Here is a 13,188-nt window from a genome sequence, read left to right as displayed (position 1 = left end):
GTCACCCTCGGTTAGGGGAACACCACCGGCGAAGACACCGAGCAAACTTGCAAAAGTCCGAGTGCAGCGACCAAAACAAGCCACTTAGGATCACGCTGATAGTCCGGGTACCAGCCCGGATGCCCCTGCTTGTCTCATTTCTTCAAAATACGAGCGGCAACTTTGTGAGCTGCTGCTCAGCTTAAAACTACGGCGCCGGTTGAAGCCTGCGCCGTAGCATCTACGGGTACAGCGGTCCTGCCTTTACAACAACTGGGTTACAGCAGCTGAATCACACGCCGCTTTGCAGCAGCATGTTACGTATGTGACCGATGGCCTTAGTCGGGTTCAGGCCTTTCGGACAAACGTTGACGCAGTTCATGATGCCGCGGCAGCGGAATACGCTGAACGGATCATCCAGCGAAGCCAGACGCTCGGACGTCTTGGTGTCGCGGCTGTCTGCCAGGAAGCGGTAGGCTTGCAGCAGAGCAGCTGGACCCAGGAACTTGTCCGGGTTCCACCAGAAGGACGGGCAGGAAGTCGAGCAGCAAGCGCACAGGATACACTCGTACAGACCATCGAGCTTTTCGCGCTCTTCAGGGGACTGCAGACGTTCGATGGCCGGAGCCGGCGTGTCGTTCTGCAGGAATGGCTTCACCTTCTCGTATTGCTTGTAGAAGATGCTCATATCGACGACCAGGTCACGGATAACCGGCAAACCTGGCAGCGGACGAACAACCAGCTTGTTCTTCTTGACCACGGCAGACAGCGGCGTGATGCACGCCAGGCCGTTCTTGCCGTTGATGTTCATGCCATCGGAACCGCAAACGCCTTCACGGCAGGAACGACGGTAGGAGAAACCTTCGTCCTGCTCTTTGATCAGGGCCAGCACGTCCAGCACCATCAAGTCCTTGCCACCGGTGTCGACCTGGAAAATCTGGGTTTTCGGAGCCGAGTCGGTGTCAGGGTTGTAACGATAAACTTCAACTTGCAACATATCGATCACCCTTTAGTAAGTCCGGACTTTTGGTTCAAAAGTCGGAACAGTCTTCGGCGAGAAGTTAACCGCACGCTTGGCAACGCGCTTCTCACCCGGGAAGTACAGGGTGTGGCACAGCCAGTTTTCGTCGTCGCGGTCTTCGAAGTCTTCACGGGCATGAGCACCGCGGGACTCTTTACGCACTTCGGCAGCGATGGCGGTGGCTTCGGCCACTTCCAGCAGGTTCTGCAGTTCCAGTGCTTCGATACGTGCAGTGTTGAACGCCTGAGACTTGTCGTTGATCTTGACGTTGGCGATACGGGTACGCAGCTCGGCCAGCTGGGCAATGCCCTTCTGCATGTATTCGCCGGTACGGAATACACCGAAGTAGTTCTGCATGCAGCTTTGCAGCTCGCGACGCAGGGTAGCCACGTCTTCGCCATCGGTACGCTCGTTCAGAGCGGACAGGCGCGCCAGGGCCGCATTGATGTCGGCGTCGGTAGCGTCGTCGTACTCGATACCGTCGGTCAGCGCCTTTTCCAGGTGCAGGCCGGCAGCGCGACCGAATACCACCAGGTCGAGCAGCGAGTTGCCGCCCAGACGGTTGGCACCGTGAACCGATACGCAAGCCACTTCACCCACTGCGAACAGGCCAGGGATGATTTCGTCGTTGCCTTCGGCGTTCTGAGTGATCGCCTGGCCATGAATGTTGGTGGCAACGCCGCCCATCATATAGTGGCAAGTCGGAACAACCGGAACCGGAGCAACCACCGGATCGACGTGAGCGAAAGTCTTGGACAGTTCGCAAATGCCTGGCAGACGGCTGTGCAGCACTTCCTCGCCCAGGTGGTCGAGCTTGAGCATCACGTGGTCGCCATTCGGACCGCAACCGTTGCCAGCGATGATTTCCTTAACCATCGAGCGGGCAACAACGTCACGACCAGCAAGGTCCTTGGCGTTCGGAGCATAACGCTCCATGAAACGCTCGCCGTGCTTGTTGATCAGGTAACCACCTTCACCACGGCAACCTTCGGTAACCAGTACACCGGCACCGGCGATACCGGTCGGGTGGAACTGCCACATTTCGATGTCTTGTACCGGCACGCCGGCACGCAGCGCCATGCCTACACCGTCGCCGGTGTTGATCAGGGCGTTGGTGGTGGACGCATAGATACGACCTGCACCGCCGGTAGCCAATACGGTGGCCTTGGCACGGATGTAGGTGGTTTCGCCGGTTTCGATGCAGATCGCGATCACACCGACGAACGCGCCGTCCTGGTTCTTCACCAGATCAACGGCGTAATACTCGTTCAGGAAGGTGGTGCCGGCTTTCAGGTTGCCCTGATAAAGGGTGTGCAGCAGTGCGTGACCGGTACGGTCGGAAGCTGCGCAGGTACGGGCAGCCTGGCCGCCTTTACCGTAATCCTTGGACTGACCGCCGAAAGGACGCTGGTAGATACGACCGGTTTCGGTACGGGAGAACGGCAGGCCCATGTGATCCAGTTCGAAAACCGCGGCCGGACCTTCCTGACACATGTATTCGATAGCGTCCTGGTCACCGATATAGTCGGAACCCTTGACGGTATCGTACATATGCCAGCGCCAGTCATCGTTCGGGTCCGCCGAGGCGATCGCGCAAGTGATGCCGCCCTGGGCAGACACAGTGTGCGAACGGGTCGGGAACACCTTGGTGATCACCGCAGTCTTGTGGCCGCCCTGGGCCAGCTGCAGTGCGGCACGCATGCCGGCGCCGCCGCCGCCAATGATGATGGCGTCGAAAGAAATGGTTGGAATGTTAGCCATGAATCAGATACCCCAGAGAATCTGCACACCCCAGACGAAGTAGGCGAACATCGCAACGCCGCATACTGCCTGGAAAAGGAAACGTACTGCTGTCGCCGACTTGCCCAGCGCCATCGGCGTCAGGTAATCGGTCGAAATGGTCCACATGCCGACCCAGGCGTGAGCGCCCAGAGCAACCATGGCCAGCAGGCTGAAGATACGCATCCAGTTGTTGGAGAACAGGGCGTGCCATTGCTCATAGCCAAGGCCCGGGTTCGCAACGAGGTATCCGATCAGGAAAATGAAATAAGCCGCGAGAACGACCGCGGACACACGCTGTGCCATCCAGTCATAAAGGCCCGAACGCGACAGGTTCGTAACGCTGGTTACCATATCCAAACTCCCGCCAGAACGATTACCACCACGGATACGGCGATAACGATTTTCGAGCCCAGCTTGCCGCCTTCCAGCGTCTCACCGATGCCCATGTCCATGATCAGATGGCGTACACCGGCCACCAAGTGATAAAGCAAGGCGGACAGGAGGCCCCACGCAACGAATTTGGCCAGCGGACTGGTCAAGCACGCCTTCACCTCGGCATAACCTTCCTCGGAGCCCAGGGATTTGCTCAATGCGTAAAGCATGATGCCGATGCCCAGGAAGAGGATGATGCCGGAAACACGGTGGAGAAACGACGTAACGCCGGTGATGGGGAGTTTGATGGTCCTTAGGTCTAGGTTTACAGGTCGTTGGCTATTCACGGCTTTTTTTCACACTGAAGAGCCCCTAACAATCAGGGCAAAGTTGTTGGGGAGTGCACTGGTCAGGTACCCACCACCAAGGGAGTGACGACCCCCATCAAACCGGGCCCGAAAGCCCATGGCGGTCGGTGGCCGAGTATAGACAGTTAGGCTACTAATGACAACGCAATCACCTTCCCCTAATAGCTCATTGCGTTAGCCATATAAAAGGCGTAAATGGCGGGGAATTTCGAGGAAAAAGTCCGGTTAAAGCCTTCTGGGGCAAGACTTTAGGCAAATTGACATTCGGATTTATCTCACTATAGTGGTGCGGGCCCTGCGTGGGGGGTCTGTCTGATGATTTCAAGCATAAATAGGAGGCCACATGGCTGACAAAAAAGCGCAGTTGATCATCGAGGGCGCAGCCCCCGTCGAGCTGCCCATTTTAACCGGCACCGTTGGTCCCGATGTAATCGATGTTCGCGGCTTGACGGCCACGGGCCGCTTCACCTTTGACCCGGGTTTCATGTCGACCGCCTCCTGCGAGTCGAAAATCACCTATATCGACGGCGACAACGGCATTCTGTTGCACCGCGGCTACCCGATCGAGCAGTTGGCTGAAAAGTCGGACTACCTGGAAACCTGCTATCTGCTGCTCAATGGCGAATTGCCAACCGCAGAACAGAAGGCCCAGTTCGTCAGCAACGTGAAGAACCACACCATGGTTCACGAGCAGTTGAAGACCTTCTTCAACGGCTTCCGTCGCGACGCCCACCCGATGGCTGTCATGTGCGGCGTAGTCGGCGCGCTCTCGGCCTTCTACCACGACTCCCTGGACATCAATAACCCGCAGCATCGCGAAATCTCCGCGATCCGCCTGGTTGCCAAGATGCCGACCCTGGCAGCGATGGTTTACAAGTACTCCATGGGCCAACCCATGATGTACCCGCGCAACGACCTGTCGTACGCGGAAAACTTCCTGCACATGATGTTCAACACCCCGTGCGAGATCAAACCGATCAGCCCGGTGCTGGCCAAGGCAATGGACCGGATCTTCATCCTCCACGCCGACCACGAGCAGAACGCTTCGACTTCCACCGTACGCCTGGCAGGCTCCTCGGGTGCCAACCCGTTTGCCTGTATCGCTGCCGGCATCGCCGCACTCTGGGGCCCGGCTCACGGCGGCGCCAACGAAGCCGTACTGACCATGCTCGACGAAATTGGCGATGTCTCGAACATCGACAAGTTCATCGCCAAGGCCAAGGACAAGAACGATCCGTTCAAGCTGATGGGCTTCGGTCACCGCGTCTACAAGAACCGTGACCCGCGCGCCACCGTCATGAAGCAGACCTGCGACGAAGTGTTGAAGGAACTGGGCATCACCAACGATCCGCAACTCGAACTGGCCATGCGCCTGGAAGAGATCGCCCTGACCGACCCGTACTTCATCGAACGCTCGCTGTACCCGAACGTCGACTTCTACTCGGGGATCATCCTCAAGGCAATCGGCATTCCGACCAGCATGTTCACCGTGATCTTCGCCCTGGCGCGTACCGTCGGCTGGATCTCGCACTGGAAAGAAATGCTCTCCAGCCCTTACAAGATCGGCCGTCCTCGCCAGCTGTACACCGGCTACGAGTCGCGCGACATCACCAAGCTGGAAGACCGCAAGTAAGACCTGTTGCCTTGCGCTAACGTCTTGACTGCAGCGGATACGGCCTCTTTATAGAGGCCGTATTTGTTTGTGCCCCCCCTCGTAGCTGCCTGCATTCGGCCGCACAGCGGATGTGGAATACCAAATCCACATCACTCTCACGCTGAACGAGCTTGCGAGCGCTGCGCACTCGATCGCAGGCTGCGCCAGCGGCTACAAAGGGCGAGGCATTCCTTGAGGCCATAAAAATGCCCCTGTCTTTCGACAGGGGCATCGGTTTGCAGCTCAGCTTATATATAGAAGCCGATATACAGGAGCCTTAGTGCGAGACCGCCCCGCTGGCTCCCAGGCCGGTCTGCGAGCGCACGAATTGCGGGAAGAACAGCGCCCGCTCATTGTCAGCCGCAGTGGACTTGTCGGTGATGGAGAAGAACCAGATCCCGATAAAGGCAATGATCATCGAGAACAGCGCCGGGTACTCGTAAGGGAAGATGGCTTTTTCATGCCCGAGGATCTGCACCCAGATGGTCGGGCCGAGAACCATCAGGCCAACGGCGCTGACCAGGCCCAGCCAGCCGCCAACCATGGCGCCGCGTGTGGTGAGCTTCTTCCAGTACATGGAAAGCAGCAGCACCGGGAAGTTGCAGCTCGCGGCAATGGAGAATGCCAGGCCGACCATGAACGCAATGTTCTGGCTCTCGAACAGGATGCCCAAGGCAATCGCCAGCACACCCAGGCACACGGTGGTGATCTTCGAGACGCGAATTTCATCCTTCTCGTTAGCCTTACCCTTCTTGATCACGCTGGCGTACAGGTCGTGGGAAACCGCCGAGGCACCAGCCAGGGTCAAACCAGCCACCACCGCCAGGATAGTGGCGAAGGCCACCGCCGAGATGAAGCCGAGGAACACGCTGCCGCCCACGGCATTGGCCAGGTGCACCGCCGCCATGTTGTTGCCGCCGAGCAGGGCGCCCGCCGCATCCTTGAACGCCGGGTTGGTGCTGACCAGGAGGATCGCGCCAAAACCGATGATGAAAGTCAGGATGTAGAAGTAGCCGATGAAACCGGTGGCATACAGCACGCTCTTGCGCGCTTCCTTGGCGTCGCTCACGGTGAAGAAGCGCATCAGGATGTGCGGCAGGCCCGCAGTACCGAACATCAACGCCAGGCCGAGGGAGAACGCCGAGATCGGATCCTTCACCAGCCCGCCCGGGCTCATGATCGCTTCACCCTTGGGGTGAACCTTCACGGCTTCGGAGAACAGCATGTTGAAGTCGAAGTTGACATGCTTCATGACCATCAACGCCATGAACGAAGCGCCGGACAGCAGCAGGACCGCCTTGATGATCTGGACCCAGGTGGTCGCCAACATGCCGCCGAACAGCACGTACATCACCATCAGGATGCCCACCAGGATCACCGCCACATGGTAATCGAGGCCGAACAGCAGCTGGATCAGCTTGCCCGCACCGACCATTTGCGCGATCAGGTAGAACGCCACCACCACCAGCGAGCCACAGGCCGACAGCGAGCGGATCTGGGTCTGCCCCAGGCGATAGGACGCCACGTCGGCGAAAGTGTATTTACCCAGGTTGCGCAGGCGCTCGGCGATCAGGAACAGAATGATCGGCCAGCCCACCAGGAAGCCGATCGAATAGATCAGGCCGTCGTAGCCGGAGGTGAACACCAGGGCGGAAATCCCCAGGAAGGACGCCGCCGACATATAGTCGCCAGCAATTGCCAGGCCGTTCTGGAAACCGGTGATCTTGCCGCCCGCGGCATAGTAGTCGGCTGCCGACTTGTTACGCTTGGACGCCCAGTAGGTGATGCACAGGGTGGCTCCCACGAACAGCACGAACATGATGATCGCAGAGACATTGAGCGGCTGCTTATGCACTGCGCCGGTCAGGGCGTCGGCTGCCCAGAGACTCGGGGCAAAGGCCGCGACGCCAAATAAGGCCAATAGACGCCGGATCATTGCTGAGCCTCCTTGAGAATCGCATTGTTCAGGTCGTCGAATTCGCCATTGGCGCGTCGCACGTAGATACCGGTCAGCACAAAGGCCGAGACAATCAGCCCGACACCAATGGGAATGCCCCAGGTGATCGATGACCCTGGACTGAGTTGCGCCCCCAGTACATGAGGTCCGTAGGCGATCAGCAGAATGAAGCCCGAATAGAGCCCGAGCATGATTGCCGAAAGTATCCAGGCGAATCGTTCGCGCTTGCTGACCAGCTCCTTGAAACGCGAGCTGTTTTGAATCGAGAGGTAAATGCTGTCGTTCATTGTTTTTATCCTCGCAGCACAGATTTTAGTTGGAACGTAGTCCACTCTATGCGGCTCTCGGACGGCTTCCAGACGACCTTAGTATTAGAACGACATCCCCGCGACAGACAGTTCTACAGCGGCCAAAACCAAAAAGCCGCCGGGTGCGAACACCCGACGGCCTTGAGACCTGCGACCCAGACGCTTCGCCGATCAGTTAGCGGTCCACTCGGCGACGCGCTCTGGGTGTTTGGCCACCCAATCCTTGGCCGCCGCTTCCGGCTTGGCGCCCTCTTGAATCGCCAGCATCACCTCGCCGATTTCATCCTTGGAAGCCCACTGGAACTTCTTCAGGAAGGCTGCAACCTCCGGCGCTTTCTTCTCCAGGCCTTTGCTGCCGATGCTGTTGACGGTTTCCGCGGCACCGTAGACCCCTTTCGGATCGTCCAGGAAGCGCAGCTTCCACTTGGCGAACATCCAGTGCGGCACCCAGCCGGTGACCGCGATGGACTCCTTTTTCTCTTCGGCACGGGTCAGCTCGGCGATCATCGCCGCACCCGAACTGGCTTGCAGTTTGTAGTCCAGGCCATAGTCCTTGATAGCCTGGTCGGTCTTGAGCATCACGCCCGAACCGGCATCGATACCGACGATCTTGTTCTTGAAGGTGGTGTCATCCTTCAGGTCGGCGATGCTCTTGGCCTTGACGTACTCCGGCACGATCAAGCCGATTTTCGCGTCCTTGAAGTTGGGGCCGTAGTCGACCACCTTGTCCTTGTTCTTGGTCCAGTACTCGCCGTGGGTCACCGGCAGCCAGGCCGACAGCATGGCGTCCAGCTTGCCGGTGGCCACGCCCTGCCACATGATCCCGGTCGCCACGGCCTGCAGCTTCACGTCATAACCGAGTTTCTGCTTGATCACCTCAGACGCTACATAAGTGGTCGCCACACTGTCCGACCAGCCGTCGACATAGCCGATGCTCAGGGTTTTGCTGTCGGCGCTGGCCAGGGTGGAACTGATCGCAAGCACCAGACCGGCACCTGCGCCCAAGAGTCGTCGCATCTTCATCGTTACTTCCCCGAAAGTGCTGCGCCCGACGGATGCCGAGCCGCGTCAACCTGTTGTTATGGTGCACGGCGCCCTCATCACGCCCCACCAACTTGCTCGAACATCAGCGCGATTGCCCTATGAGAGCCCTGACGCGTCGATCATCAACCTGACGCCAAAGGCGACCTGCTCTGACTGCGACCTCAAAACATTCAGCAACGACACCAGTTCGCCAGTAATCAGGGCATGCCTAAAACAGTCGCCCAATCCCGCCCGAACTTTGCATGTCAAAATCATGCAGGCCACCTGGGCATTGGCAAATCCGGGTAAGATGCCCGGCTTTGTTTCCTGACGGCCTGACCATGCCCTCGATTGCCCGCTTCCCGCTCCTGCCTTATCTATTCGCCTGCCTGCTGGGGCTCTTCGCCCTCTGCGGCTTCTGGTACGGCCTTGGCCAACCGGTGGTGCTGCCGGATGTCGCCAGCGCCAGTCACAAGCTGCAATGCGCGTCCTACACCCCGTTCGACAAGGACCAGTCGCCCTTCGACCAGCCGTTCAAACTGCGCCCGGAGCGCATGGACGCCGACCTGGCGCTGCTGGCGACACGCTTCGAATGCATCCGCACCTATTCCATGACCGGTCTCGAAGCCTTGCCGGACCTGGCGCGCAAGCACGGCCTGAAGCTGATGATCGGTGCCTGGGTCAACAGCAACCCGGTAGACACCGAAAAAGAGGTCGACCTGCTGATCGCCTCGGCCAATGCCAACCCGGATGTTGTGAGCTCGGTCATCGTCGGCAACGAAGCCCTGCTACGCAAGGAAGTCACCGGGCCGCAACTGGCCAGGCTGATCAACAAGGTCAAGGCTAACGTCAAGCAGCCGGTCACCTACGCCGACGTCTGGGAGTTCTGGCTCAAGCATCCGGAAATCGCACCGGCGGTGGACTTCCTGACCATCCACCTGCTGCCTTATTGGGAAGACGATCCATCGAACATCGATGCCGCGCTGAACCACGTGGCACAGGTGCGCCAGGTGTTCGGCAACAAGTTCGCGCCCAAGGACGTGATGATCGGCGAGACCGGCTGGCCCAGCGAAGGCCGCCAGCGCGAAACCGCCCTGCCGAGCCGGGTCAACGAGGCCAAGTTCATCCGTGGTTTTGTGGTCATGGCTGAGCACAATGGCTGGCATTACAACCTGATCGAAGCGTTCGACCAGCCGTGGAAACGCGCCAGCGAAGGTGCAGTCGGCGGTTACTGGGGCTTGTTCGATGCCGATCGCCAAGACAAGGGCGTGCTCGCCGGGCCCGTGTCGAACCTGCCGTACTGGCCATTCTGGCTGAGCGTGGGCGGGGTGATTTTTGTCGCCACGCTGCTCCTCGGCGGCCGCGTCCGCAGCACTCGCGCGGCCTTGGTCCTGCCGTTGCTCGGCGCCCTCGCCGCCTGCTCCATCGGCGCCTGGGGCGAGCTGGCGCGAGTCACCAGCCGCTTTGCCAGTGAATGGCTCTGGGCAGCCCTGTTGCTGGCCCTGAACCTGCTGGTGCTGGCCCACGCGGCGCTGAGCCTGAACAATCACACCGGCTGGCGCCAGCGCGCTTTCGATCGCCTGGAAAAACATGCCGGGTGGCTGCTCGCCGCCATTGGTTTCGCCGCCGCGGTGATGATGCTGGAGCTGGTGTTCGACCCGCGCTATCGCAGCTTCCCCAGCGCGGCCCTGCTCCTGCCGGCGCTGGTCTACCTGTGCCGTCCGGTGCGGGTGCCACGTCGCGAAATCGCCCTGCTGACCTTTATCATCGGCGCCGGCATTGCTCCCCAGCTCTACCGTGAAGGCCTGGAAAACCAGCAGGCCTGGGGCTGGGCCCTGGTCAACGTGCTGATGGTCGCCGCACTGTGGCGCAGCTTGCGGGCTCGCAAAGCCTGATCAGACCCCGTAGGAGCGAGGCTTGCCCGCGATGGCGGCGCCGCGGTGTATTAGCAATACCGCGTCATCGTTCATCGCGAGCAAGCTTCGCTCCTACACCACCGCACGCGGCGCCCGCACCAGCCGCAAGGCGCCGATCACAATGGCGAACACCGCCAGGCTGGTGTTGTAGAGCGCCAACGCTGGAATGCCGAACAACAGCGCCAGCACCGCCAGCCCCCAGCCGGCACGGCCTGGAACCACAAAGGCAATCAGAGCCGTCGCCAGCGCCGTCCAGCCCATGACCTTGAAGTGGATCAGCAGCCCCAGGCTGGAACGTGCCTGGCACTCCCAGCGGCCTGCCTCGTCGACGCAGACACCGACCCAACGAGCGTCCTCCATGAAGCCATAGCGCAGGCCATAACTGGCGGCCAGCCACAGCGGCAGGACAACAAGCAGCAGAATCACGGGAAGACGGCGGGACATGAAGCACTCCGATAAGCGAAAACGGCGCCCAGCATAATCGCCCGAGGCCGGTAAGCAAGCTTGTTACACAGATATCTGTTCAGCAAACAGCGGCAAAGTGTATCGTCTGGCAACTGTTGCCACCGATCCGGCTTTGCCCTGCCCTGAGCGTTTTTTACGCCGGGCCATGGCACTTCGTCAGCAAGCTGGTGGTCATAGGCTGCGAACTTCACTCGGCACCTTCCTCTAAGGGATTTAGTCATGCTCCGCTCCTTGCGCTTCGCTGCCTTGTTTGGCGGCCTTATCTCGAGTGCGTCCGCTCTGTCGGCCGACATCGATGCCGCCAGCTATGGCTACCCCTTGACCAATCCGTTCGAGGCGACCATTGCCACCACGCCACCGGACCTGCGACCGAAGCTACCCAGTGATGACGACATCAATCAGTCGGACCGCAGCCTGACCTTGCGCCCCGAGCGCGAGTTCACCTTGCCGGACAACTTCTGGGCGGTGAAGAAACTCACCTACCGCATCGCCGAGCAAAGCCAAGCCGCACCGCTGATCTTCCTTATCGCCGGCACCGGCGCGCGCTATGACAGCAGCCTCAACGAATACCTGAAGAAGCTCTATTACCAGGCTGGCTATCACGTGGTGCAGCTGTCCTCGCCCACCAGCTTCGACTTCATCAGTGCCGCCTCGCGGTTCGCCACGCCAGGCGTGACCCAGGAAGACGCCGAAGACATGTACCGCGTGATGCAGGCGGTGCGCGCGCAGAACCCGAAACTGCCAGTCACCGACTTCTACCTCACCGGCTACAGCCTCGGCGCCCTGGACGCGGCCTTCGTCAGCAAGCTGGACGAAACCCGGCGCAGCTTCAACTTCAAGAAAGTTTTGCTGCTCAACCCGCCGGTCAACCTCTACACCTCCGTCACCAACCTCGACAAGCTGGTGCAGACCGAGGTCAAGGGCATCAATAACAGCACCACCTTCTACGAACTGGTGCTGAACAAGCTGACCCGCTACTTCCAGCAGAAGGGCTACATCGATCTCAACGACGCCCTGCTCTACGACTTCCAGCAGTCCAAGCAGCACCTGAGCAACGAGCAGATGGCGATGCTGATCGGCACCTCGTTCCGTTTCGCCGCCGCCGACATCGCCTTCACCTCGGACCTGATCAACCGTCGCGGCCTGATCACGCCCCCCAAGTACCCGATCAGCGAAGGCACCAGCCTCACGCCATTCCTCAAGCGTGCCCTGCAATGCGACTTCGACTGCTACCTCACCGAGCAGGTGATCCCGATGTGGCGCGCCCGCACCGACGGCGGCAGCGTGCTGCAGCTGATCGACCAGGTGAGCCTGTATGCACTCAAGGATTACCTGCAGGACAGCCCGAAAATCGCCGTGATGCACAACGCCGACGACGTCATCCTCGGCCCGGGCGACCTGGGTTTCTTGCGCAAGACTTTTGGCGACCGGCTGACGGTCTACCCCCATGGCGGCCATTGCGGCAACCTCAACTACCGCGTCAACAGCGACGCCATGCTGGAGTTCTTCCGTGGCTAAACATCTCCTGCTCATCGCTGCCTTGTCCTGCGCAGGCTATGCCCATGCCGATGACGGCAAGGCCGCTACCCCCGCCACCGCGGACCAGGACGGCTTCACCCAACCGCTCACGCAGCTCAAGTTCAACCCGGGCCTGGACCAGCGCGAGTTCGAGCGCTCGACCCTCAACGCGCTGAACGTCTATGACCCGCTGGAGTCGTGGAACCGCCGGGTGTACCACTTCAACTACCGCTTCGATCAGTGGGTGTTCCTGCCAGTGGTCGACGGCTACCGCTACATCACCCCGAGCTTCCTGCGCACCGGCGTGAGCAATTTCTTCAACAACCTGGGCGACGTGCCGAACCTGCTCAACAGCCTGCTGCAGTTCAAGGGCCAGCGCTCGATGAACACCACCGCCCGCCTGCTGGTCAATACCACCCTCGGTATCGGCGGCCTCTGGGACCCGGCCACCCGCATGGGCCTGCCTCGCCAGAACGAAGACTTCGGCCAGACCCTGGGCTTCTACGGTGTGCCGGGCGGCGCCTATTTCGTGCTGCCGATCCTCGGCCCCTCGAACATTCGCGACACCGCCGGGCTGGCCGTGGATTACACCGCCGAGTCGGCGATCAACTTCCTCAATGTTTCCGAGGTCAGCTCGAACCATCCGGAAGTCGTGATCCTGCGTGCCATCGACTCGCGCTACCAGACCAGCTTCCGCTACGGCCAGCTGGACTCGCCGTTCGAATACGAGAAGGTCCGCTACGTCTACACCGAAGCGCGCAAGCTGCAAATCGCCGAGTGACCCCTCCAGGGCCCTGCCATCCGCGCAGGGCCCCTTTCTTCGCC

13 protein-coding genes are annotated in these 13,188 nt (G+C 60.1%); 5 read left to right on the top strand and 8 right to left on the bottom strand.

The genetic code is table 11. The annotated features are described in order from the left end of the window. Positions 1 to 271: 271 nt before the first annotated feature. From BLV20_RS17250 to sdhC, 4 genes are read right to left on the bottom strand one after another with little or no spacing between them, the layout of a single operon-like run. Complete coding sequence (locus BLV20_RS17250; protein ID WP_092303465.1) at positions 272 to 976, bottom strand: succinate dehydrogenase iron-sulfur subunit; 705 nt, start codon at positions 974 to 976, stop codon at positions 272 to 274. 12 nt (positions 977 to 988) lie between these two features. Then, positions 989 to 2,761, bottom strand: coding sequence for a succinate dehydrogenase flavoprotein subunit (gene sdhA / locus BLV20_RS17245; protein WP_007931499.1), 1,773 nt, complete (start codon positions 2,759 to 2,761; stop codon positions 989 to 991). A gap of 3 nt (positions 2,762 to 2,764) precedes the next feature. Next, positions 2,765 to 3,133, bottom strand: coding sequence for a succinate dehydrogenase, hydrophobic membrane anchor protein (gene sdhD, locus BLV20_RS17240; RefSeq protein WP_023968361.1), 369 nt, complete (start codon positions 3,131 to 3,133; stop codon positions 2,765 to 2,767). Continuing rightward, on the bottom strand, positions 3,127 to 3,501 hold the full coding sequence (sdhC, locus tag BLV20_RS17235; RefSeq protein ID WP_011060048.1) for a succinate dehydrogenase, cytochrome b556 subunit: 375 nt from the start codon (positions 3,499 to 3,501) through the stop codon (positions 3,127 to 3,129). Before sdhC ends, sdhD begins: the two co-directional genes overlap by 7 nt. Before the next feature lie 364 nt (positions 3,502 to 3,865). On the opposite strand from sdhC, the gene gltA reads away from it, so the two are divergent. Then, positions 3,866 to 5,155: a citrate synthase gene (gltA, locus tag BLV20_RS17230; RefSeq protein ID WP_092303463.1), complete on the top strand. Its 1,290-nt coding sequence runs from the start codon at positions 3,866 to 3,868 to the stop codon at positions 5,153 to 5,155. A gap of 298 nt (positions 5,156 to 5,453) precedes the next feature. On the opposite strand, the gene BLV20_RS17225 is transcribed toward gltA, so the two are convergent. From BLV20_RS17225 to BLV20_RS17215, 3 genes are all read right to left on the bottom strand, one after another. Further along, entirely contained in the window at positions 5,454 to 7,112 is a 1,659-nt protein-coding gene (locus BLV20_RS17225) for a cation acetate symporter (RefSeq protein ID WP_092303461.1), read from the bottom strand. Next, complete coding sequence (locus tag BLV20_RS17220) at positions 7,109 to 7,420, bottom strand: DUF485 domain-containing protein (RefSeq protein WP_092303459.1); 312 nt, start codon at positions 7,418 to 7,420, stop codon at positions 7,109 to 7,111. The genes BLV20_RS17225 and BLV20_RS17220 overlap by 4 nt, the downstream gene beginning before the upstream one ends. Before the next feature lie 192 nt (positions 7,421 to 7,612). Continuing rightward, positions 7,613 to 8,464, bottom strand: a complete 852-nt coding sequence (locus tag BLV20_RS17215) for a glycine betaine ABC transporter substrate-binding protein (RefSeq protein WP_092303457.1) — start codon at positions 8,462 to 8,464, stop codon at positions 7,613 to 7,615. On the opposite strand from BLV20_RS17215, the gene BLV20_RS31450 reads away from it, so the two are divergent. After that, positions 8,406 to 8,795: a hypothetical protein gene (locus tag BLV20_RS31450; RefSeq protein ID WP_175540217.1), complete on the top strand. Its 390-nt coding sequence runs from the start codon at positions 8,406 to 8,408 to the stop codon at positions 8,793 to 8,795. The two genes, BLV20_RS17215 and BLV20_RS31450, sit on opposite strands and share 59 nt — an antisense overlap. A 10-nt stretch (positions 8,796 to 8,805) precedes the next feature. Further along, a complete protein-coding gene (locus tag BLV20_RS17210) occupies positions 8,806 to 10,359 on the top strand; it encodes a glycoside hydrolase family 17 protein (RefSeq protein ID WP_092303652.1) in 1,554 nt (517 codons plus the stop codon). Positions 10,360 to 10,452: 93 nt separating this feature from the next. Here the strand turns inward: BLV20_RS17210 and BLV20_RS17205 are convergent, their stop codons facing one another. After that, entirely contained in the window at positions 10,453 to 10,824 is a 372-nt protein-coding gene (locus BLV20_RS17205; protein ID WP_092303455.1) for a hypothetical protein, read from the bottom strand. 240 nt (positions 10,825 to 11,064) lie between these two features. Here BLV20_RS17205 and BLV20_RS17200 point away from each other — a divergent pair, with 240 nt between their 5' ends. Next, complete coding sequence (locus BLV20_RS17200) at positions 11,065 to 12,363, top strand: serine/threonine protein kinase (RefSeq protein ID WP_092303453.1); 1,299 nt, start codon at positions 11,065 to 11,067, stop codon at positions 12,361 to 12,363. Continuing rightward, positions 12,356 to 13,144 (top strand): MlaA family lipoprotein, encoded by a 789-nt coding sequence (locus BLV20_RS17195; protein WP_092303451.1) that lies wholly within the window; start codon positions 12,356 to 12,358, stop codon positions 13,142 to 13,144. The genes BLV20_RS17200 and BLV20_RS17195 overlap by 8 nt, the downstream gene beginning before the upstream one ends. Positions 13,145 to 13,188 lie beyond the last annotated feature (44 nt).

Source organism: Pseudomonas sp. NFIX28, from assembly GCF_900107395.1.
Lineage (GTDB): Bacteria > Pseudomonadota > Gammaproteobacteria > Pseudomonadales > Pseudomonadaceae > Aquipseudomonas.
Note: the sequence above shows the minus strand (reverse complement) of the source record. Positions and strands in the feature narration are given on the sequence as shown.